Genomic DNA, 21772 nt, shown 5'->3' with positions numbered 1-21772 from the left:
GAGCTAATCATTAGCTCTCTTTTTGTTTGTACTCCAAGACTAGATTTGGACATGTTAATAAAATCTTTTTTAATTCCTCTGTGGATAATTCAATTGTAAATTCAGGTACACCAGGTGTAATTAAAATTTTATTGTAAGTATAAATTGAACTGTCCACAATAATCGTTACATCTTGTGAATAACCGAAAGGAGCTACACATCCTGGAGTACAGCCAGTTTCTTCTCTTAGCTCATCAGGAGAACAGAGAGATAAGTTTTTTCCTGTTATTTCTTTCATCTCTCCTCGGTTGAGACGAGTTCCCTCTAATGTAAAGAATACGTAGTACTCCCCGGATTTTGATTTTAAAAATAGGCTTTTACTTGGAGTACCTTGTAAGCCGAGCCTTTCACGAACGATGCGATCTGTCTCATAATCGAGTACTGGTTCGTGTTCAAATTTTTCATAAGAAGCATTTGTTTTATGTAGTAAAGAAAGTACGTCTTCGTACATATTGAATGATACCCCTCTCTATGTTTTACTGCAGCCCTAGCATATCTTCTCGCAGTGTCAACTGAATGTATTGGAAAGGGATATTACTTGGATGACGCTTCCCATAATCGTTTTATGATAGATTGTTCATCAAGTGTAATTTCATAAATATCAGGATTAGTTAGAGTTTTCCATTCATCAAAGCCAATAGTATGATCAAAGTGCTTTAAAATTAATGTGAGCAAGTTGCCGTGTGTAACGAGTAATGTTGTGTCATGCTCTAGTTTTAAAACTTCCTGAATAAGTGAGATGGCGCGATCCATAGCTTGTTTTGTTGACTCTCCGCCCGAAAAGGCAATATCTATGTTTGTAAAAGTGGATTCTAGTTTTTGCATCCAATCATCCATTGGAACGTTGCTTAATATACGCTCTGCTAATCGCTCATCCTCTTGAATAGGTAAATTAGTTTGGAGCGCATAGGGCCGAATAGAATCGATAGCGCGGACAAAAGGGCTTGAAATAATATAATCTATTTGTAGATTATTTTCTAAGAGGAATGTAGCAAGGCTGTTTGCTTGGTCTCTTCCTATGTTTGTTAATTCGGCATTACGCTCTTGTCCAGTTGCTGAACAATGCCTGATTACAATAATTTTCTTCATATTTCATCCCCATCTTTCAAGTTGACCATATATACTTCGACAAATGTGGAAAAATTCCTTTTTATTGGAAAGGGCATAGTAATCTAAGTATGTGGAAAAGTAATGTGGATAATAAAGTGAAGGCTAATAATCCGTGGGGAATTTGTCCACGGATTATTAGCCTTCACCAATCGGGCAACCCGACTCCCATATAACTCCCTCGCATTCGCCAAATTTTGAGATGGGGGTCTTACAGTCCGAAAATAGCGGGGTAGAAAATCGAGGTGCAATTATGAAAAAAATGATATGCATTGTATTCAGTATTTGTTTTCTCGTACAATTGTCCACAATATATGCACAATCAAATCAAGAATTAGAATACCCGAGTAATCAAAACAAATCGTTTGTGAATGAAAATCTATTTTATGAACAGTTAGATAAGAAGGTCTATAAGGAATACAAAAATGCGTCGTATAGTGTTCGAAAGAAAATTTTATGGAAAGAAGTACAAGATGCAGAATTTACCTTCCGACAAAAAACAGCTGTCGGCTGTCGTAGTAGCGTGGTGATTCAAGATTCGTTTGTTCATCCAGATCGCCAAGTTTATTTTTTTGGTTCCTTTTCTCAAGATGAAGTAGATGAGTTTCATAAGTACATCGTTATAGATGCAGAAACAAAGAGGGAGCTGCGAGGGGGGAAAAGTTATCATCACTACGACAATCTATATAAAAAATAGCCCACCAATTGGTGGGTTATTTTTTACTCTGGCATACTCACTAATTTCTCTTTCATTTTACGAATAAGAATGAAACCACCAATCGCGAAGAGAAGAGTAATTCCTTCTGCGACAAAGATGTTAATCATTTTTGTTTGATAAAGTGCTGCGAAAAAGTCTACAAGTGCGTGGAATAGTATAGCGTATACGAGGAAAATGTATTTCTTTTGTTTTACCGCGTATACGACAAGCATTGTGAAGGCAATTTGCAGTACTAATGCCATAATTCTTTCTAGGCTACCAAGTAAGTATAAATAGGCAGGTTGCTCTATTAACAAGTCCTTGATATGGCTCAATTGTGGGTATTGTTCAACCATTTGAGCGAAGCTACCATTGTTAATAGATGTTGCAAAGGTAAGAGTTTGAAGCCCGGCGAATCCGCCGACTAAAATCGATTCAATACCGCCGTGCCCAATTCCATACGCAAGACCGTCTTTATAATCTCGATATTTTTTCAGTAAGTAGTAAAAGGCAACGAAACGACCTAGTTCTTCAAAAATACCAGCAGTTAGTCCGCCGAAAATCGAAAAGATAAATGGGTTCTTTAAAAACTCAGCTGTTGTGGGATTACCACGCATGAATAATTGGAATGGTGTTTCGAGAATTTGGGTAAACCCGATAAAGATAAGGACACCAACGCCAACTATTTTCAAATTAATATTATATTTCTTACGGAAATAAACGAGTACAATAATTGGGGCCAGAATCGAAACAACGAGTTGAAATACGATGCTGGCAATTACAGTATTTGAAACCATACTTTCACCGCTTTCTAATGTATGTACATATATATTATGCATGAAATGTAGGAGAATGTGGAGAGATGAATCTTTCAAAAAACAAATGAATTTCTTGTTGACTCTAACGTTGCGTCATACTTTATCGTATATATTGAGGGGGAGATACGCATGACAATGAGGGTAAAAGAAGTAGCTAATTTAGTTGGAATTAGTGTGCGCACACTGCATCATTACGATGAAATTGGGTTGTTAACCCCAGATGAGACGACAGAGTCTGGATATCGTCTGTATTCCAATGAAAATTTAGAAACATTGCAGCAAATTTTATTTTTTAAAGAGCTTGGCTTCCCTTTAAAGAAGATTAAGGAAATTATCATGAGTCCTTCATTCGACCGTGAAGAGGCATTACAGCTTCATAAGAAAATGCTTCTTGAAAAGCGGGCTAGATTGGATAAGGTGATAGCGACGATTAATAAAACAATTCAGCATACAAAAGGAGAGATTGAAATGACGAACAAAGAAAAATTTGAAGGATTTGATTTCAGCCATAACCCATATGAAGAAGAAGCACGTGAAAGATGGGGGGATACAGCTGTAGATAAAGCGAATGAATATGCGAAAGGCATGTCAAAAGAGAAGCAAGAAGAGTTTAATGATATTTATAGAAATTTAGCGACGCTTAGACACGGAACACCTGATTCTAAAGAGGCGCAAGAAGCAATTGGAGTATGGTACGATTATTTGCAAAACTTCGGTCACTATTCGTTAGATGCTTTTAAGGGACTTGGCCAAATGTATGTTGCTGATGAGCGTTTTACGAAAAATATTGATAAGTTTGGCGGGGGTTTAGCGCAGTTTATGTGTGATGCGATGGAGGTTTATGCGGATCGTAAGAAATAGTAAAAAAGGTGGAGGTTTTTTCCACCTTTTTATTTTTTAATCATATCATTCAAAGTCTGATCCCCCGTATTGTTCAAATGAGGGTTTTTGCTCATTTCTCGTTTTAGCATGTCGAGGCTTTGTGTATATTCTGTATCATTTAAGCTACCGGATTGTAGTCCTTGAATTTGAGAAATCAACTTTTGGTCTGTTGATACATATGCTTTATAATAGCGAGGAACGATGGACAAAGCAGTTTTATATACTTGATCCGCTACGAGTTTCGGATCCGTTGTGTTTGCACGGTATACAACAAATACTTCATCATCGGTAACGAGTGTAGCGGCATTTGCAACATCGGGAAGTTTAACTGTCATGCTTGTAATCATTTCAGCAACTTTCTCGCGGTTAATAGCTCCTACTTGTTTGTTAGATACTTCATGTTTTTGTTTAGATGAATAGCCGACTCTTGTGAGCCTTGTGTTTGTATTTTCTGTATGATACATGTCGTTTTTGTTGGAAACAAGAACACGGCTTCCTTCTTCACTTTCCATTTCGGCTTTATTTGTTGATTGGCAGCCTGCAAACAAGGAAAGAGTGAGAAGGGAAAGTAAAATTTGTTTTTTCACGATGTATCACCTCCTTCTCCATAGCATGTACTAATTTGCAATTTTTTGTATTTGAAATTGTTGGTTGTTATGCTTTGTGATACGATAAAAAGAAGAATGCTTAGAGAGGAAGTTAATGATGGAGCAAAAGCAAGAGCAAGAGATGCATGCTACGGTGAGCATTAATAATGTGCAGTACGAAGTAATTAAAAACTTTCGTGACGGTTTTAGTGAAGAAGCATTTAAAGAGCGTTATGCAGAAATTTTAAATAAATATGATTATATCGTTGGGGACTGGGGCTATGAGCAACTTAGATTGCGCGGATTCTTTGATGATAGTAATCAACGTTCGACATATGATACGAAAATTAGCACTTTATCAGAGTATTTATACGAGTACTGTAACTTCGGTTGTGCACATTTTGTATTACGAAAAGTGAAGAAATAAAAAAATCCTCTTACGATTGTAAGAGGATTTTTTTGCATATTCTCATTCATAAACAAATCGAAATAGAATCGCCTTCAGAAAGTATTGTATTTGGTTTCATTTGTTGTCCGTTCAACTGTATATCCCCATTTTTAATTTTATCCACAATGAGTGTACGGCTCCAATCAGAAATATATGTGGATAAGGCTTTATCAATTCGGTGTGAACCGAAAATGAGGTCTAATACGATCGTGATTTCGGCTATGTCATTTTCTTTATGTTGCGTAATGGAAATGGTAGTAGTTGTTTCTATTTGATCTTGCTGCGTCATATCGACTGTTTCAACGTGATCAGTAAATGATTTATAAATACGCAGTTTTTGATTCCACGTATGATCTTTCGGACATTTATAAATGGCAAAGCGGTATATGTTTTTTCCATTGGCGTTATGCCTACGAATATTCGTGTCAGTAAATAGGGTAGTGCGTCTGCAATTTTTACAATACTTTTCGATTGTGTTTTGCTCGTTTTCATATAAACTCCAAGAAAGTTGTACTTTCTGCATTTTCCTTCACCTCTTATATAGTGGTAAAGGAACGTAATACAGCTATTTGGATGTCTTGTAGTATGAAGACAGGAGAAGTAGACAAAAATAAAAGGAGATTCCCCAAGAGGAACCTCCGTAAACATCATACTACAGATGCGTTACGTTCCTTTGTAATGGGAATGGGCAGACTACTCCCTTGAAAAAGCACGGTGCTTTTTTGAGAGTAATGCTATCCAATTGCTGGTCCATTACAAAGTAAATGTTGGCATACGTAGATAACGTCCTTTCTATCCAAATAGATTTATTCTTAATTATAACATATTGGTTTGAAAATTCGAAATACTTAAAGTGAAAAAACACCAGCTAATTTAGCTGGTGCATACGATAAATTATATAAGTTCAAATAAAAATGAGCGTAATTCTTCTGCAATTTCTTCAGACATAGAGAATGCATGCTCTAAGTAGCCTGGTTCGTTTAAATCGTCAGGACCGATGATAGCAAATTTGTTGCTCTGCATATCAAGGACTATCGTTTTACCGTAATGACGATCGGAGTATAAAAGCGCTAAATCATGACGCTCATTTTCTCCCATAAAGCTAACGAAACGAGTTTTTGTAGCGACTGTATCGTCGTACAGAAAGAAACGTTCTTCCATACACATGGCTCCTTTTATTAAATATCTAAGTTTAAGTGTGGTTTATGATCTAAATGGTGGTGTGTTTTAATGAATCGTACCGTTCTTGTTTTGTAACGCATTACGATAGAATATGTTTCAGCTAAATCTCCACCAAGGAATTTCACGCCGTCTAATAACTCACCAGCAGATACACCTGTTGCTGAGAAGATTGCATCATCACCAGATACTAAGTCATCTAGCATAAGAAGTTGACGAGGATCTTCTAATCCCATCTCACGACAACGAGCTTCTTCTTCTTCGTTCATTGGAACTAAGCGTGCTTGCATTTCACCTTCAAGGCATTTTAATGCTGCTGCAGAAATAACGCCTTCTGGAGCTCCGCCAACACCTACGAATAAGTCGATACCTGTTCCAGGTAAAGCTGTTGCGATTGATGCGCCAACATCTCCATCACCAAATAATTTTACGCGTGCACCTTTTGCACGAACACGGTCAATAATATCTTGATGACGTTCACGTTCTTGCACGATAACCGTTAGGTCACGAATCTTTTTATTGTTTGCTTCTGCTACAATTTCAATTGTTTTTTCAATTGGATCATCTAAGCTAATTTTACCAGCTGCTTTTGGACCAACCGCGATTTTTTCCATGTACATATCTGGAGCATGAAGAAGGTTTCCTTTATCTGCGATTGCGATAACTGCCATTGCATTTGCAAGGCCTTTTGCAACGATGTTTGTACCTTCTAATGGATCAACGGCGATATCTACTTCTGGACCGATACCTGTTCCTAGTTCTTCACCAATATATAACATCGGTGCTTCATCAAGTTCTCCTTCACCGATTACAACTGTACCTGCCATGTTTACTGAATCGAACATATCACGCATTGCTGTAGTTGCTGCATCATCTGCTTCATTCTTCTTTCCGCGGCCCATCCACTGTGCGGATGCTAATGCTGCTGCTTCTGTTACACGGACAATTTCTAGTGCGAGTTCACGTTCCAAGATTCCATTCCTCCAATTTCAAAAATCATACAAATATAACTATAACAAATAACGAGGAAAAGGTGAATTCGAAAAATTGTCGATTTTTTCAGAAGAAAGCGTTACAATTAAAATGTAAATGCTTTAATTTCCAGGTAGGTGACATTCATGTATTTTGTAGACAGAAAGAAAATAGAACAAATGCTAGTATGTTTAGAACGAGCAACAAGTACATTTCAAGAGAAAAAGATATATGAAACCGAGTTTGAATTTTACGCATTAGAACGCATAGCGCATCTAATTATTGATTGTGTATTAGATGTAGGAAATGCGATGATTGATGGATTTATTATGCGCGATCCGGGAAGTTACGAAGATATTATCGATATTTTAATTGACGAGAGAGTCATAAGTGAAGAAGAAGGAAAAGGCATGAAGGAAGTTATCCTTCTTCGAAAAATGCTTACGCAAGATTATATTCAAATGAATCATGATGAGTTATATAAGACGATTCAAAAACATATCGCAGTGGTAGAGAAATACCCAGCGAATATTCGCAGTTATTTAGAAAAGGAATTAGGACCTGTATCTGCATTTGTACCAGAATAATTATGCTTATAAGATCCCCAAGGTGCCTTTTTGGGGATCTTATATTATGTATGAGAGAGAAAAGGGAGAAGGGTAAGCTATGGGGGAAGCACGTACTACGAAAGAAGAAATTATACAATTATTGAAGGTAAAGGGCGAGCATACTGTAGCAGAATTAGCCGAAGCTTTAGAAATTACAGAGATGGCGATCCGAAGGCATTTAAGTAAACTAGAGAATGATGAGCTAATTTATTCAAAGATGGTAAGGCAGCATGTTGGAAGACCAACATATTTGTATGGACTAAGTCAAAAGGGAGAAGATACATTCCCGAAAGAATATAAGCAGTTTGCTATTGAAATATTAGATGATTTAGCTCGAATGGACGATGAAAAAATACTTCGCTATGTTTTACAAGCGAGAACGAAACGAATGGAAGAACAGTTAAAAAAGAAGATAAGTAATCAAAGTAATTTAGCGTATAAAGTACAGGAAATAGCTGCTATGCAAGAGAAAAGTGGTTATATGGTTCAAATAAAGAGAGATGGGGAACACTCTTTCATACTTGAAAAGCAAAACTGTCCGTTAAAGGAAATAGCGGAGAAATTCCCGCAAGTGTGTGAAGATGAAAAAGATATGTACAAGCGGTTATTTGCAGGGGCAAATGTGAAAATGTTAACGAACATGTGCGTGGGCGATTGTAATTGTTCGTACCAAATAAAAGAGAAAAAATGAACGTTATGGGACGCTTTAGGGTAAAGCGTTTTTTTCTTTGGAAAAAGGGGGTAATATAAGAGTGGTATGATAGATGAGAACGTTAGCATAGAAGGGGAGACATAATCGATGTATAAAGGTTATTTAATTGACTTAGACGGTACGATGTATCGCGGAGAAGAGCAAATTGAAGAAGCAAGCGACTTCGTAAAAGCATTAGGAGAACGCGGCATTCCATATTTATTCGTTACAAATAACTCAACTCGTAAACCAGAACAAGTGGCAGAAAAACTTGTTCGTTTTGATATTCCAGCAAAAGCGGAGCAAGTATTCACAACGAGTATGGCGACAGCAAACTTCATTTATGAGCGTAAACAAGATGCAACTGTATATATGATTGGTGAAGAAGGCTTACACGATGCACTTGTGGAAAAAGGATTTGAACTTGTGGATGAAAATCCTGATTTCGTTGTTGTCGGTTTAGATCGTGACATCACATATGAAAAATTAGCAAAAGCGTGTCTTGCTGTGCGTAACGGCGCAACGTTTATTTCCACAAATGGGGACATTGCCATTCCGACTGAGCGAGGATTATTACCAGGTAATGGTTCATTAACATCAGTTGTAGCAGTATCAACAGGTGTGGATCCAATCTTTATCGGAAAACCGGAATCAATCATTATGGAACAAGCGTTAAAAGTGCTTGGCATAGGAAAAGATGAGGCATTAATGGTTGGGGATAACTACGATACGGACATTTTAGCGGGAGTAAATGCTGGCATGCATACCCTTCTTGTCCACACTGGAGTAACAACTGTGGAGAAGTTAACAGAATACGAAGTTCAACCGACGCAAGTTGTGCATAACTTGACGGAGTGGATTGAGAAGATGTAATGGAGAAAGCTGTTCTAAATTGGAGCAGCTTTCTTTTTTTATGTAGTTGTGACTAGTGTCGATTTTTGTCGGTAAGTCGATATATTTAGGAAATCGCTGATATAATCTGAGTTGCGCTGATATATTTAGGGAATCGCCGATATAATCTGAGTTGCGCTGATATATTAAAAAAATCACCGATATAATTTTATCTCGTATTAACGGGCAGTGGGAGATGAATAAAATCCCTACTGATTAAAGTTTCACTTTATTTAAAACGCACGATTTACAACATCTTTAACTTCTTCAAGATATTGTTTACGCACACTATCATCCACAGAAGGAACACTTGTATAGAATGTATGCTCAAGTGTTTCAATTCCTGTAAATTCAAAAATACCAACATCCGCTGTTTTCTTCATTGCGTCAAACATACCGCCTGCTGTGTATACTTCTTTCGAATTTCCCATTGTAGATAATAACAATCCTTTTTTACCACTTAATAACTTTTCAATGCCATTTTCACCGTAAGCATAAGCAAAGCCGTGGCTAAATACACGGTCAACGTATCCTTTTAAAATAGCAGGAAGTCCCGCCCACCAAACTGGGTAAATGAATGTAATACTATCAGCCCAAGAGATATGCTCCTGCTCTTCTTTAATATCTTCTGGTGTATTTCCTTGAGAAAATGAGATGAAATCGGAAGCGCTTAATACTGGATTGAAGTTTAATTCGTATAAATCACGAACGCGTACTTCATGGCCTTTTCCTTCTAATTCACTTTTTACAGTTTCTAAAATAGCATGGTTGAAGCTTTCTGTATTCGGGTGTGCATAAACGATTACATGTTTCATTTTTCTTCCTCCTATTTGTGGATATGTGAGTAGTTTTTTGTATTCGTGTAAGTAGTATGGTTACTTTTGTTGCGAGAGTCAACTTTTCTGACGTGAGAAATAAAATGAAGATTTAATCAGTTAATACGGGATATACGATAGTATATGACAAAAAAATACAAATAAGTAGGGATTTTGCATTTTTGAATAGAATATATAGATTGATAAATAGAGAGAGAAGGGGATATCGGGATGAATATTATTGAAATTGAAAGGTTAGAAAAATCGTTTGATATTGGGGATAGCAAAGTAAAGATATTAAAAGGTATTAATCTTCAAATTCAAAAAGGGGATTTCATTTGTATTATGGGGGCAAGTGGATCAGGTAAAACGACCTTACTTCAGCTGTTAGGTGGATTAGATATTCCATCGTTAGGTAGTATTCGAGTTGATGGTACAGAGATTTCAACATTAAAAGAAAAAGAGCTCGCTTTATTTAGAAGGCATAAAATCGGTTTTATTTTTCAGCAGTTTAATTTAATTCCAGTGTTTAGTGCGGAGGAAAATGTAGGATTACCCTTACTGTTAGATAATGTCTCACAAAAGAAGGCAGTGTTGACAGCAAATCGTTTATTAGATCTCGTTGGGCTAAAGGGAAAAGAAAAGCATTTACCAGCACAGTTATCAGGTGGACAACAGCAGAGGGTTGCGATAGCAAGAGCTTTTGCAAATGAGCCAGCCATTATATTAGCGGATGAACCAACAGGGGCATTGGATTCAGAAAATAGCAAAAATATAATTGCGGCCCTTCGTAATGCATGCGATGAGTTAGGACAAACGGCTGTTATTGTAACGCACGATCCATTCGTAGCAGCCCATGCTGATAAAGTTGTTTTCTTATTAGATGGTGAAGTGATTCATGAACATGCTGAAAGTAAAGGGTGGAAATTTCGAAATATCCCGCAACAAGTTACTCAAATTCAAGAGATTATGAATCGTCACTTTAAAGTAGGAGGTAAAGGTGATGCGATGGGTAATTAAGTATGCGGTAAAATCTATGAAACAAAATTGGTTACGTAATATGTTGATCGCCCTCGGTGCAGCTTTAGGTGTTATGTTAGCGACTATGTTATTACTCGGTAACCAATCAGTTGAGCAAAGTGTGAAGGAACAAGTAGTAAGTCGGTATGGAGATTATAATTTACAATTTGGCTATATAAAAAACGATATGTATTTAAATAATGAAAGTTTAAAAGGAATAGATGGCTTAGAAAACGCTGAAAAAATATCAAAAGTACTTATACCATATCCTTTTCCAAATTATAAAGAGTTATCGGGAAAGCCATCTTATTGGGGTGTTGAGCAAGACTCTCCAGAAATGCATTCTTATAAAATATTAGAAGGTCGATATCCGAAAAAAGGTGCTGAAGTGGCACTGACAAAAGGGTATACAGACCGTGAAAATATACGGGTAGGAGATATGATTAAACTGCCATTCCCGCAGCATGGAGAAAAGACTGTGAAAGTCGTCGGGATTTTAAATCCACCGCTAATGGCGGCAATGGGGCATGGGGCTTATTTTCCAATCCAGTGGCTTCAAAAAGAATTAAATCTATCAAACCAGTTCAATCTCGTTCAAGTGAAAACACTCGATGTAAATGTGAAGAGAGCGATTGCTCTTGATGTAAATAAGAAGATAGAAAATATAAAGGTAGACCAACGTACTTATGTCGATAAGGCATTTGAACGACTAAATGTAATGAAGCCATTAATTTTTAGTTTAGGTGGTATTGCCTTATTTGTAGTAGCCCTGTTAATAATGGGAAGTTTCTTCTTATCTGTCAGAAGTCGATTTAAGCAATGGGCATTATTACGTGCACTTGGTAGTAATCCAAATCAAATTATATTAGTCGTTTTATTAGAGGCTTTATGTATTGGAGCAATTGGATCTCTAGCAGGAATTGTTCTTGGAGCGAGTACGCACACAATTGCGGCATCATTCATTAATAAATGGGTGAATATTGAGAGTGCTGGGAAAGAATCATTCTCGATTTCAGGTGAGATTTTACTCATTACGTTTTTACTAGGGATTGTTATGTCTGTCATAGGGGCTATTATACCAGCTTTCATGGTTAGAAAGATTCCTCCAGTTCAAGCACTTCGGCCAGGTCTTCCTAGTAACGAGAAAAAAGAAAAAAGATGGAGTGCTTTTAGTCTTAGCATTTTAATTATTGGTACTGTTATTGGACTAGCGGGTAACGTATTAGAGGAGTATATCGGTTTTAATCCAAGTGCGATAGGAGCGCTGTTATTTGCAGTTGGTTTGTTATTTGCGATTCCGTTATTTATTCGTATGATAGCGCCTGTTATTGCAAAACCTTTGCAAATGATATTTCGAATTGAAACGACGATTAGTAGTCGAAATGTAATTCGTTATCGGAATAAGGCAGCTGTTTCAGTTGCTATACTAGCATTTGGTTTTATGTTAGCACTTGTTGGAACGATGTATGTAAATTCTATGTATGAAGGTATGAAAAAAGGATTACAAAAGCATTTACCAGCGGATTTAGTAGTACGTGTACCGATGGAGTCGCAAGGAATTGAGATTTTACCATTTAGTTGGATGGAGAAGGTTAAAAAAGTTGACGGTGTAGAAGCGAGTGTAGGGAATGCTACTGACTTCACAGCAAAACTTGTAAATTATGACTTTAAAAAAGCGAATCAAGAATGGTATGAACATGCGAAAAAAAATAATCTTAACTATGATTCAATGGAAGTTGTGGGTAACGATATTGTAGCGTATCAGAAAGTAACGAAGGCGAAAGTGATTTCAGGGCAAAATTTAAATAAGCCATTACAAGATGGTGAGGGAGTCGTTACGAAAGAAACGGCTAAAAATTTAGGACTTCAGTTGCAAGATACGATTGAAGTACAAGGAAAGGGAAAAGAAAAACAAACGATTAAAGTCGTTTCGATTATTGAGCAAGGATTAAGGTTAAGAGGGTTGGATATTTTTGTGAATGAACAATGGGCCCGTGATAAGTTTCACGTGCAAGGGTATGAAGCGCTTCAAATTATGACTAATTCTAATCAATCATTTGAAGCGATTAAGAAGCAAGTAAAACAAATTACAAATAATAAAGAGAATGTAGAAGTTATAAATAGTTATGATTTATTGAAAGAACAAGAGCAATTATTATCGCAAATGATGATGTTAATTCGTTTGTTAGTTGTAATTATTTTCATCATTTCTGGTATAGGATTAATGAATGCGATTGTCGCAAGTTTACATGAAAGACGTGCTGAAATTAGTATGATTCGTGCGGTAGGAGCTATTCCGAAGCAAATGAGACGGATTGTGTTATTAGAGGGAACTTTACTTGGAGCGATAGCTGGTTGTATTGGCATTTTTGGCGGAATTTTGTTTAGTTACATTGTGTTATCAAGCTTAGAGTTAACGGTTATTATCATTCCGTATAATCAAATGTGCATATTGGCTCTAGCTAGTGTGGTGCTTGGAGCAGGGGCAGCTATGATTGCTTCATTACAATTAAGAAAGTTCAAATTAAGTGATACTTTAAAGGAGTTATCAGCATAAAAGATTGCTACACCCCGCTCATACAAAGAACAAAGAAGACGAATAAAATAATGACAATACCAATGCCGAAGTTAAATACAAGAGTACTATCCATATATGTAACCTCCTTGTTTGAAAGTAAAAAGCACTCTGGCTGGAGTGCTTTTTATTATCCGAATCTGTCGCAACGAACACCCTAGCGTATAAAAAGGGAATAATGCGTTTAAAGAGTTATAGTAATTTATGCATTTATTTTGTAAATGAGCAAGTCCTGCTCAGGTATAGAAAAAAGACACTCTTTTGAGTGTCTTTGATGATGACAAAATGTGCCAATTGCTTGAATTTGATAAGACGTTAATTTTCCGGTTAACGATCTTTCTTAATCAAGAAGTGTAACAACAGCGATTCAAATAAAGTTTAGCATTTTTTAAATGGGTGTGCGTATGTAATTATGCATATTGTAATTAGAGGGAAATTGAGTGTTAAAAATGAATGAGTAAATATATATAGAATATTTGATGAGGAGCGAGAGGAATGGAAATACATAAGTTAACAGAAGAAGAAGCGAATGAGATAAATATGTGGACGTATGAGGAACCGTACAATTTATATAGTTTTTCAGGAGAGGCTGAAGTAATAGAAGAGCTATTAGATGGGACATATTACGGTTGTTGTGATGAGAAGGGAGAATTCATCGGCTATTTTTGTTTTGGAGAAAATGCGCAAGTTCCGGGCGGAAGAGATGCTAATTTATATAAGGGAGAAGATGTAATAGATATCGGACTTGGAATGAAGCCGGATTTAACAGGGAAAGGGATGGGGAAAATATTTTTTCAAGCGGGAATTGCATTTGCTGCTGAGGAATTGAATTCAAAAATGTTTCGACTAAGTGTAGCAACATTTAATAAAAGAGCAATTAGGTTATATAAAAACATTGGATTTCAAGTAGGACCTGTTTTTTTGAGCCGTGGAAGAGAGTTTATGCTTATGGAATACGAAAGGCCGTCAGTATGAAACTGACGGCCTAGACACCTTATTCCGAATGCTCAGCACGGTGCGCTAAACGACTTGAAGCAGCGGCAGCGATTCCGCCAACGATATCGTCAAGGAATGTGTGTACTTTTCCAGATGATTTATCATTTAAGTATTCTAAAATACCAGGTTTTAATTTATCGATATATCCAAAGTTCGTGAAACCGATAGAGCCGTACACGTTAACGATAGAAAGTGCGATAACCTCATCAATTCCGTATAAGCCTTCATCACGTTTTACGATATCTTGTAATGGCTGACTTAGCATTCCTTTTTCAGCAAGGACATCAAGTTCAATGCCTGTAATAAGTGCGTTTTGTACTTCGCGTTTTGATAGTACACGCTCAACGTTATAACGGCATTCTGACATCTCTAAATTTGCATGGTATTTCTTTTGAAGAAAATGAACAAGTTCAGCAATATCGTCAATTGTTACACCGCGTTCTTGTAATAGTTGTAATGCTCTTTCTTGTAGTTGATTTGATTCTTTCATGTTTATCACCTTTTTTTCTTTTTAGTATTTGTATACGTTTCGTTGCTTTATCATGTGCATAGGAATGAAAGGCGAGCACAAGCTCATATATATAAAGAAAAACCATAGGTGGCGACTACGATGATTCAGCATATTTATGAGCATTATCACATGCATGTTAAAGAATTAATCCCCCTTGGCCCCTATAAAAGCTTTTGGATTCGCAACAAAATTTATGTACTTGTTCCAATTGGAGAAATGGAGGAAGAAGTACTTGTAGAGATGAAAAAGCTCAGTGATTATATGAACCAGCAAGGGGATATAACTGTAGCGACTTTCGTTCCGACTATACACGGCTACTATGTAAGTGAGATAGAAGAACAAAATTACTGCTTATTAAAAGGTATGCGTGCGTTAGAACGACATGCTACATCATTAGGAAGTGAGCTTTCTATATTCCATAAACGAGGTGCATTCTTTCCAGAAGAAATCGAGCAATTAAGCCGCATCGGTGAATGGAAAGCGTTATGGGAAAAAAGGCTCGATCAATTAGAAAAGTTTTGGCAATCACAAGTGATGAACCACCCTACAGACGTATTCGATCAATTGTTTATTGAATCCTTCCCGTATTACTTAGGAGTTGCAGAAAATGCAATTCAATATGTTGTCGATACAGAGATGGATGATACGCCGCAAATGACTGATGCAGCAACAATTTGCCAAGAAAGATTCACACCTTTATTATGGCATCAAACGAAGCGCCTCAAACTTCCTTTCAATTGGGTGTATGATCACCCAACTCGAGATATGGCAGAATTAATTCGCTATATGATGATAGAAAAAAAGAAAGATTGGGAGCAAACAATCGTCCAATTTGTTACAGATTATGAACGGAATTATTCGCTATCCTCATTTGGTTGGCGTCTATTATTTGCAAGGCTTCTGTTCCCGCTCCAATACTTTGAAACCGTTGAACGATATTATCAAACAGGAAACGAAGAACAAAAAAGCATATATAGAGATCGCTTAGAAGCCATTTTACACGATGTGAACCGCTCAGAGCAATTTATGAAGCATTTTTACGGGTCACTTCGTTTACCAGTTGATAAGTTAGGGATTAGGAAATTAGATTGGCTATCTTAAAAGTATAAAAAAAGAGACCGATGGAGGTCTCTTTTTTTATACTACAATTGTATGTAATACATTATGCCCCTACCTGTTGATCTGCACATATATTTAAAATGAATTGATGTCTTTCGATTTTTTCATTTACTTTACTCAATAATTCTTGTTGGATTTCTTTAAATAAAAATTGATAGCTCGCATTCCATGTTGGTATAACGGATGAAAGTTCTAATAAATACTCTTTTTTCTTTTCTAGTTCTTGAATTGTTAAAAAAGTGTTCCCCATTTTTGGCATGCGTCGTCCCCCTATGTTTTTTAATTTATATGTGTGAACGATTCACTATATAGTATCAATTATCGCATTTTTTGAGAAGGATTTCCAATTTTGTTTTATGATGTTAAAGCGGAAGTGTTATTTGAATAAAAAAAGAGACCCAAATGGGCCTCTTTTTAGAAAACGATTCTGAACGAGCCGCTTCCGCTTTTAGATAATGTCTAGCTCCAGCGGCTAGAACAGTCGCTTCCGCTTTAAATTAAAATACTTGTTCTACTTCAATAACGCCTGGTACTTCTTCAAGTAACGCGCGTTCGATACCAGCTTTTAGTGTGATTGTAGAACTTGGGCAGCTTCCGCATGCACCCATAAGGCGTAGTTTTACGATACCTTCTTCAATGTCTACTAATTCAACGTCTCCGCCATCGCGAAGTAAGAATGGACGTAATTTATCTAATACTTCTAATACTTGTTCTTGCATATGTGGGTTTTCCATTTTTATCGACTCCTTTCATCAGTTTTATTATAATCAAGATAGAGGGGAAAATCTATTTTTTCTCTTCTTGTTTTATTGTCGAAATATTGTATCGTGTGTACAACGTGTTTTTTCAGTATAGGGGTATGGAATAAGTTTGTAAAATGATGTGCTTATGTACTAAGACATCTGAATATGCTGTTGAAACAAGAAGTGGGGGAGAAGAAATGGTTAATGTTCAAGTGTATGGGACGAAAGTAATTTGTGCGAGCTGCGTTGGAATGCCATCTTCAACAGAAACGTTTGAGTGGTTACAAGCGGCAATTGGTCGTAAATATGAGGGACAAGAAAATAAATTTAATTTCGAGTATATTGATTTTCAAGAAGAACAAGAAGATGAGGATAAAAAAGCATTCGCAGAGCGAGTAGTGGAGGAAGATTTATTTTATCCAGTCGTTCTTGTAAATGGAGAAATTGTTGGAGAAGGAAATCCACGTTTGAAGGATGTTTACGAAGAAATCGAGAAATATTTATAAAGCATGAAGCCTTTGCGAATTTGCAAAGGCCTTTTTATATGGAGGGATAGATGTGGAGAACGGAATAAAGCAGGCTCTACCAGAAGAAGTAAAACAGTTAATGAATCAGTACATAGTAGAGTTAAAAGAAATTTTTTCGGATGAAAAAATAGTCGGGGTATACATTTACGGATCAATCGCGTTAGGAGCATTTCATATAGAAACGAGCGATGTTGATTTTGTTACGGTAATAAGTGATTCCGTAAATGAAGCTGAAAAACAACAAATTATAGAATTTCATAAAAAGCTTAGTAAAAGTACGTTAGGTAAAAGAATGGATGGTATGTATATTCCTCTTGCTGACTTAGGGAAATACAATGATGAAATGAATGAGTACGTGTATTGTGCAGACGGTAAGGCGAATATAGGTCATTGGGATATTAATGCGGTCACATGGTGGACATTGAAAAATCAAGGCATTACAGTTACTGGGAAAGAAGCTGAAGATCTTCCGTTTCAAATACAATGGAACGATGTAGTAAATACAATGAAATACAACGTAGAACAGTACTGGAGTGGAAAAGCGAAGCGGCCATATTTATTTTTTATAGAAGAATGGGTAGAATCAGCTGTCGTTACGATGGGACGCATTTTATATACGTTAGATCATAAAACAATCGTTTCAAAAGATAGAGGATTACAATACTTATTAGAACGTTCAGCGAAAGAATGGGAGCCTTTATTAAAAGAGGTAGAGCGAATGCGGCATAATCCAGAAGAAAAGAAAAAGTTCTCTCGTTGGAGACGGGCTGATATGACGAAGAGGTATTTACTGTGCTTGATTGAAGAGTGCAGGGGGAAGTGGTAGGTGAATAGTAAAGCATCCTTTAGATAAAGGGTGCTTTTACTATTTTTATATAATGAAAAAACGCTTTACAAAGAATGAGAAGTCGAAAGATAATATTAAAAAACATATATGCGGGGGAAGAGAATGAGTAAATATAACTTTCATATAAGTAAAGAACAATTATGGAAAGGTTGCATCTTAAAGTCGATTGCAGATGCAATTTTTGTAGCGCATGCTCCTGATTTCTCACATGAAAGTTCATGGGATGGATTTAACTATAGTATGCAAGATAGTCAAGGCGGACAAGGGACAATTACTTTTCATCCGAAGTACACGATCGTATGTCTTCAAGATGTGAATAGTGAGAGAATTGATGAGTGGATTGATGCAGCAAATTATTTCGAAGGGGCACCTTCGGAAGTAATAGACATTGCGAAAGAGGAAGCACTTCAATACGTATTAGAAGAAGTAGAAGGCGAAACAGTTCCTTTCATTACAGCAGCATTTTGGATTGAGGAGAGCGGCGCGTATTCAATTGATGTATTCGAGGAGATGGAAGAGCATGGTGGATTTTTATTAGAAATCCCACTACTTGATCTTGAATCAGCAATGGAAAGATTAGAAGAAGAGTATGAGCTGACAGAAGAGCAAATAGAGCTTTTACAACTCGTGTATGAGAGAAAAATCAAACATCCAAATGAGGAGATTAAGTTGTCTAAAGAAGAAGTAGCGATGATTGGGACGGATGATAGTGAAGGATTAAAAGTTAGTAAAGCGTCGTTTGAAGAGATGAATATTACTTGGGAGTTGTAGGAGAAGGATATAAAAAGTTTGATAAAGCACTAGTAGAAAGCACATTGCATTTTCTACTAGTTTTTTCATATACATATCAACTTCATGAAAGAATACCGGCTCCTTTTCCTCGGTATTCAGATGCACGGCGCAGTGTAAATATTGCTGTAAATAGTGATTAGCTTGCTCGTACTGTTTTAAGTTATAGAAAGAGAAACAAGTAAGAAGCAGAAACGCTTTTTCCTGTAATATTGGAACGACAGCTAGTACCGGAGTAATAGAGTGTATATTTGTTTTTGCTAAATTCGCATAAGACGCCCACACTTGAAACCAGTCGGAAATGGTAGAAAGATAATCAGGAATATCGATAGTTTCATGTGAAACATTATGTAATAACGGGTTCTGTTTCATATGTATAGGCTCTATTCTCGTTTGTAGAATGCAATCGAATATTGAAATGTTTTTTTTAATTAGTAATTGGTCCGTTATAAGCTGCGGGAGACCGATAGGGTGAACTCCTATATGTATATAGAAGTCATCTCCAAACTGGCTTTTTTGTATATTGATAAGCTTATAAAATCCATTATCAGCTTTGAAAAATGTATGTCTTTTTTTCTTAAATCCAAGCGGTTTTAAAGCAGTATGTAAATTAATAATGAAATCTTGCACTATTGCGTACTCCTTTAGAGAGGTTTACTCTTCGTCATAATCGTACGTAGTTAAGTTTTGTAAGAAGCTTTCAAAGTTAGGTGCTAATTCAATTATTTGCTCAACTTCATTATCAATAAATATAACTGGAGGATTTTCAGCAACATTTCGATAGTCTAATGCAATCCATGTATGTCCGTCCCCAGATAAAAGTACGAGATTCTCAGGCATTTCCCACTCCTGAATTAAATAATGGCTCTCTAAAATACTAGATTCATTTTCATCAAAAGAAATGCCGTATAAGCCAGACACATTAACGTGATCGTCTGCCCAAGAATTTGGCTCTAAAGTAGGATGAGCATCAAGGCGAAGTGTTCCTCCATTTTGTTCTTTTAGAAGATTTATGTACGATTCTGGAAGCTTTACGTTCAGTACTTCTTCTGCTTTTTTGATTAGTTCGTTGTTAATGGGTGCTAGTTTTAAATAATCATCTTCTGCCCAAATTGTAGTCTTCATATTGGATCACCTCAAATAATAGTTTTAAGAATCTTATGTCATATATTATAGTTAGTTTGAATAACGAGCAATAGAAAGAGGGACAAAATATGGATGTATTCAAATACCTTGATCAAGTGAATTCTAAAGAAGATTTGCTGAAGTTTCTTATATATCTCCAAAAGGATTTTAAAATGAATAAAGATGAATGGGAGAATATAGAGGTAGAGACTTATTTAGAGGTATTAAATGGTTGGTTAGGTGATTATGAAGGTGTTTATATAAATCAAGGGGAGAAGCTTCCAGAAAATATTCCATGGAAGTTTATCGCCCAAATGTTACTTGCGGCAGCTCATTATGAATAAAATTAGATTTTTAAAAGATAGAATGGAGAAAATAGCATGATTAATCAAAATAAAATCAAACAACTTTTAGAATATGTAGATCGTGCTGAGGATAATGAAATTGAGTTAGAGTATGAATTTGAACCAATGACAATAGAACTATTTAATAGTGAAAAGATAGAAAAAGGACAACTTGGTTATAGCTTTGATGGTGAAGGGCAAAGTCTAATCGGGAATGAAGAAGGAGATTGTAATTGGGATAGATTCGTATCTTGGAGATCTGATTTTTGTAGATAGTGATGATGAGAATTGTCCAGTTTATACCGCTATGCATGGTGAGGGAGATTGGGAGAAAGAATGTATAGCGGAACGTATAGAAGATGTTATTGAAAAAGTTAAAGGTAGTTTAAAATAGTGAAAAATTAGGAGGATGTTTCAAAATGATTTTGGAACATCTTTTTTTATGACTATGTAAAATGCTTAACTTAGTGTATTAAACGTATCATTCATAAGTATTTTAATATATTTATAAGTAAAATGGAATAATAAAAGGTTAATTGTCGGAATATATTCGATTTCTGTTCATTTTTGTGAAATATATGTCTTTTTTGTTAGATTCCTTTGTTTTGTGTGTATACAATAAAGTTATATAGAAATAAGAGAAGGATGATGTACGTGAAGGACACTGTTTTACAAGAAACAATTTCTCCGCAAGAATTACATAAAGTTGTTCAAAAGAATACAGCTTATTATGACTTTAAGTGGGGCAAAGTAGAAAATCCAGCGCAAGGGAATACGTGGAATTGGGTAGCCTTTTTCTTCCCAACTTTTTGGTTAGCTTATCGTAAAATGTATAAGTTGTTTATTGTACTTACGTTATTGGCGGTACCTACTTTAATTATAGCTACTTTTATTGATATACCAATGTGGATAGATTTTATCATATATGCTGGAACGATGCTGTTTACTGGATGGCAAGGAAACCGATTATATTATAAGCATGTTATCCGTATTTTTCATAAGGAAGAAGATGTGCCTGAGTATAAGAAAGAGTATTATTTACAATCAAAAGGTGGCGCTCATATCGGGCTTATGATTGCTTTACAGGTGATAGTATTTGTATTCTTTGCAGGCGCTAGTTTCGGTTTAGCTTCTATACCAACTGAACCTAATATTAAAAACGTTGTTCGCTTAAGTCTTGAAGGAGAGGCTTTAGAGTCTATCACAGATAAACCAAATTGGAAGTATGTAAAGAAAGAACAAGATTATGATGTAGTAGAATTTACTGGTTATGATTATGAAGAAAAGAAAAATGTGAAAATTAAATTCGCTGTATATTTAAATGATGATTACTTTGAATGGCAAGAAGTGTATTTAAATAATAAAAAGTTGAGTGAAGAAGAAGCTGAAGAGTATCAAATCTATGTTGAAGAAAATATGTGGTTTTTCTAGAGAGAAACTCG

At 36.0% G+C, this 21772-nt stretch carries 28 protein-coding genes and 1 pseudogene; 16 read left to right on the top strand and 13 right to left on the bottom strand.

Annotated features, from left to right (window positions below; genetic code table 11):
* Positions 1-10 precede the first annotated feature (10 nt).
* Positions 11-490, bottom strand: coding sequence for a YbaK/EbsC family protein (locus BAU27_RS11270; protein ID WP_071770919.1), 480 nt, complete (start codon positions 488-490; stop codon positions 11-13).
* Positions 491-573: 83 nt separating this feature from the next.
* On the bottom strand, positions 574-1128 hold the full coding sequence (locus BAU27_RS11265; RefSeq protein ID WP_071748194.1) for a histidine phosphatase family protein: 555 nt from the start codon (positions 1126-1128) through the stop codon (positions 574-576).
* Positions 1129-1399: 271 nt separating this feature from the next.
* Between BAU27_RS11265 and BAU27_RS11260 the strand changes: the two genes are divergently transcribed.
* Positions 1400-1843 carry a hypothetical protein gene (locus BAU27_RS11260; protein ID WP_071770918.1) on the top strand — a complete coding sequence of 148 codons (444 nt, stop codon included), beginning with the start codon at positions 1400-1402 and terminating at the stop codon, positions 1841-1843.
* Positions 1844-1866: 23 nt separating this feature from the next.
* Here the strand turns inward: BAU27_RS11260 and BAU27_RS11255 are convergent, their stop codons facing one another.
* Positions 1867-2682, bottom strand: a complete 816-nt coding sequence (locus BAU27_RS11255; RefSeq protein ID WP_071770917.1) for a YhfC family intramembrane metalloprotease — start codon at positions 2680-2682, stop codon at positions 1867-1869.
* A 108-nt stretch (positions 2683-2790) separates the two neighbouring features.
* Here BAU27_RS11255 and BAU27_RS11250 point away from each other — a divergent pair, with 108 nt between their 5' ends.
* Positions 2791-3522, top strand: a complete 732-nt coding sequence (locus tag BAU27_RS11250) for a MerR family transcriptional regulator (protein ID WP_071770916.1) — start codon at positions 2791-2793, stop codon at positions 3520-3522.
* 29 nt (positions 3523-3551) lie between these two features.
* Here BAU27_RS11250 and BAU27_RS11245 read toward each other — a convergent pair whose 3' ends face one another.
* Positions 3552-4130 (bottom strand): YhcN/YlaJ family sporulation lipoprotein, encoded by a 579-nt coding sequence (locus tag BAU27_RS11245; RefSeq protein WP_071748198.1) that lies wholly within the window; start codon positions 4128-4130, stop codon positions 3552-3554.
* A 115-nt stretch (positions 4131-4245) separates the two neighbouring features.
* On the opposite strand from BAU27_RS11245, the gene BAU27_RS11240 reads away from it, so the two are divergent.
* Positions 4246-4557, top strand: coding sequence for a YutD family protein (locus BAU27_RS11240; RefSeq protein ID WP_002003766.1), 312 nt, complete (start codon positions 4246-4248; stop codon positions 4555-4557).
* Positions 4558-4603: 46 nt separating this feature from the next.
* On the opposite strand, the gene BAU27_RS11235 is transcribed toward BAU27_RS11240, so the two are convergent.
* The 3 genes from BAU27_RS11235 to glpX all read right to left on the bottom strand — a co-directional run bounded on the left by BAU27_RS11235 (position 4604) and on the right by glpX (position 6728).
* Positions 4604-5101, bottom strand: coding sequence for a cytoplasmic protein (locus BAU27_RS11235; protein WP_071748199.1), 498 nt, complete (start codon positions 5099-5101; stop codon positions 4604-4606).
* Between the two features lie 371 nt (positions 5102-5472).
* The gene (locus BAU27_RS11225) at positions 5473-5739 is read right to left on the bottom strand and encodes a DUF3055 domain-containing protein (RefSeq protein ID WP_000392612.1); all 267 of its coding nucleotides are present in this window, start codon (positions 5737-5739) and stop codon (positions 5473-5475) included.
* A gap of 17 nt (positions 5740-5756) precedes the next feature.
* The gene (gene glpX / locus BAU27_RS11220; RefSeq protein WP_071748202.1) at positions 5757-6728 is read right to left on the bottom strand and encodes a class II fructose-bisphosphatase; all 972 of its coding nucleotides are present in this window, start codon (positions 6726-6728) and stop codon (positions 5757-5759) included.
* A 147-nt stretch (positions 6729-6875) separates the two neighbouring features.
* Between glpX and BAU27_RS11215 the strand changes: the two genes are divergently transcribed.
* The 3 genes from BAU27_RS11215 (at position 6876) to BAU27_RS11205 (ending at position 8901) form a co-directional block, all read left to right on the top strand.
* Positions 6876-7316, top strand: coding sequence for a DUF86 domain-containing protein (locus tag BAU27_RS11215; protein ID WP_071748203.1), 441 nt, complete (start codon positions 6876-6878; stop codon positions 7314-7316).
* A gap of 79 nt (positions 7317-7395) precedes the next feature.
* Positions 7396-8028 (top strand): helix-turn-helix transcriptional regulator, encoded by a 633-nt coding sequence (locus BAU27_RS11210; protein ID WP_071748204.1) that lies wholly within the window; start codon positions 7396-7398, stop codon positions 8026-8028.
* Positions 8029-8136: 108 nt separating this feature from the next.
* Positions 8137-8901, top strand: coding sequence for a TIGR01457 family HAD-type hydrolase (locus tag BAU27_RS11205; protein ID WP_000276470.1), 765 nt, complete (start codon positions 8137-8139; stop codon positions 8899-8901).
* Positions 8902-9152: 251 nt separating this feature from the next.
* On the opposite strand, the gene BAU27_RS11200 is transcribed toward BAU27_RS11205, so the two are convergent.
* Complete coding sequence (locus tag BAU27_RS11200) at positions 9153-9734, bottom strand: NAD(P)H-dependent oxidoreductase (protein WP_071748206.1); 582 nt, start codon at positions 9732-9734, stop codon at positions 9153-9155.
* A gap of 231 nt (positions 9735-9965) precedes the next feature.
* Here BAU27_RS11200 and BAU27_RS11195 point away from each other — a divergent pair, with 231 nt between their 5' ends.
* The 3 genes from BAU27_RS11195 (at position 9966) to BAU27_RS11180 (ending at position 14304) form a co-directional block, all read left to right on the top strand.
* Positions 9966-10754: an ABC transporter ATP-binding protein gene (locus BAU27_RS11195; RefSeq protein ID WP_071770915.1), complete on the top strand. Its 789-nt coding sequence runs from the start codon at positions 9966-9968 to the stop codon at positions 10752-10754.
* Positions 10738-13311 (top strand): FtsX-like permease family protein, encoded by a 2574-nt coding sequence (locus BAU27_RS11190; protein WP_071770914.1) that lies wholly within the window; start codon positions 10738-10740, stop codon positions 13309-13311. The genes BAU27_RS11195 and BAU27_RS11190 overlap by 17 nt, the downstream gene beginning before the upstream one ends.
* A 513-nt stretch (positions 13312-13824) precedes the next feature.
* Positions 13825-14304, top strand: coding sequence for a GNAT family N-acetyltransferase (locus BAU27_RS11180; RefSeq protein ID WP_071770913.1), 480 nt, complete (start codon positions 13825-13827; stop codon positions 14302-14304).
* 19 nt (positions 14305-14323) lie between these two features.
* Here the strand turns inward: BAU27_RS11180 and BAU27_RS11175 are convergent, their stop codons facing one another.
* A complete protein-coding gene (locus BAU27_RS11175; RefSeq protein WP_044740520.1) occupies positions 14324-14815 on the bottom strand; it encodes a phosphatidylglycerophosphatase A family protein in 492 nt (163 codons plus the stop codon).
* A 120-nt stretch (positions 14816-14935) separates the two neighbouring features.
* Here BAU27_RS11175 and yutH point away from each other — a divergent pair, with 120 nt between their 5' ends.
* Positions 14936-15937, top strand: a complete 1002-nt coding sequence (gene yutH, locus BAU27_RS11170; protein ID WP_071748210.1) for a spore coat putative kinase YutH — start codon at positions 14936-14938, stop codon at positions 15935-15937.
* A gap of 61 nt (positions 15938-15998) precedes the next feature.
* Here yutH and BAU27_RS11165 read toward each other — a convergent pair whose 3' ends face one another.
* Together BAU27_RS11165 and BAU27_RS11160 are read right to left on the bottom strand one after the other, a co-directional pair.
* Positions 15999-16214, bottom strand: coding sequence for a hypothetical protein (locus BAU27_RS11165; RefSeq protein ID WP_016718816.1), 216 nt, complete (start codon positions 16212-16214; stop codon positions 15999-16001).
* Positions 16215-16452: 238 nt separating this feature from the next.
* Positions 16453-16689: a NifU family protein gene (locus BAU27_RS11160; protein ID WP_000431159.1), complete on the bottom strand. Its 237-nt coding sequence runs from the start codon at positions 16687-16689 to the stop codon at positions 16453-16455.
* A 206-nt stretch (positions 16690-16895) separates the two neighbouring features.
* On the opposite strand from BAU27_RS11160, the gene BAU27_RS11155 reads away from it, so the two are divergent.
* The 3 genes from BAU27_RS11155 (at position 16896) to BAU27_RS11145 (ending at position 18843) form a co-directional block, all read left to right on the top strand.
* Positions 16896-17204: a YuzD family protein gene (locus BAU27_RS11155; protein WP_000248590.1), complete on the top strand. Its 309-nt coding sequence runs from the start codon at positions 16896-16898 to the stop codon at positions 17202-17204.
* Between the two features lie 46 nt (positions 17205-17250).
* Positions 17251-18051: a nucleotidyltransferase domain-containing protein gene (locus tag BAU27_RS11150; protein WP_254797958.1), complete on the top strand. Its 801-nt coding sequence runs from the start codon at positions 17251-17253 to the stop codon at positions 18049-18051.
* A 123-nt stretch (positions 18052-18174) separates the two neighbouring features.
* Positions 18175-18843: a hypothetical protein gene (locus tag BAU27_RS11145; RefSeq protein WP_071770911.1), complete on the top strand. Its 669-nt coding sequence runs from the start codon at positions 18175-18177 to the stop codon at positions 18841-18843.
* Here the strand turns inward: BAU27_RS11145 and BAU27_RS11140 are convergent.
* Both BAU27_RS11140 and BAU27_RS11135 read right to left on the bottom strand, forming a co-directional pair.
* Positions 18790-19491: a DUF4304 domain-containing protein gene (locus tag BAU27_RS11140; protein WP_254797957.1), complete on the bottom strand. Its 702-nt coding sequence runs from the start codon at positions 19489-19491 to the stop codon at positions 18790-18792. The genes BAU27_RS11145 and BAU27_RS11140 overlap by 54 nt on opposite strands.
* Positions 19492-19515: 24 nt before the next feature.
* Positions 19516-19986, bottom strand: a complete 471-nt coding sequence (locus tag BAU27_RS11135) for an SMI1/KNR4 family protein (protein ID WP_071770910.1) — start codon at positions 19984-19986, stop codon at positions 19516-19518.
* A gap of 89 nt (positions 19987-20075) precedes the next feature.
* On the opposite strand from BAU27_RS11135, the gene BAU27_RS11130 reads away from it, so the two are divergent.
* The 3 genes and pseudogenes from BAU27_RS11130 to BAU27_RS11120 all read left to right on the top strand — a co-directional run bounded on the left by BAU27_RS11130 (position 20076) and on the right by BAU27_RS11120 (position 21761).
* Complete coding sequence (locus tag BAU27_RS11130) at positions 20076-20330, top strand: DUF7660 family protein (protein ID WP_071770909.1); 255 nt, start codon at positions 20076-20078, stop codon at positions 20328-20330.
* 36 nt (positions 20331-20366) lie between these two features.
* Positions 20367-20724, top strand: a pseudogene (locus tag BAU27_RS11125) (hypothetical protein).
* Positions 20725-20978: 254 nt separating this feature from the next.
* Complete coding sequence (locus BAU27_RS11120; RefSeq protein ID WP_083595958.1) at positions 20979-21761, top strand: DUF2628 domain-containing protein; 783 nt, start codon at positions 20979-20981, stop codon at positions 21759-21761.
* Positions 21762-21772: the final 11 nt, after the last annotated feature.

The organism is Bacillus sp. NH11B, from assembly GCF_001884205.1.
GTDB classification, from domain to species: Bacteria; Bacillota; Bacilli; order Bacillales; family Bacillaceae_G; genus Bacillus_A; species Bacillus_A proteolyticus.
This window is presented reverse-complemented; position numbering and strand designations above follow the sequence as displayed.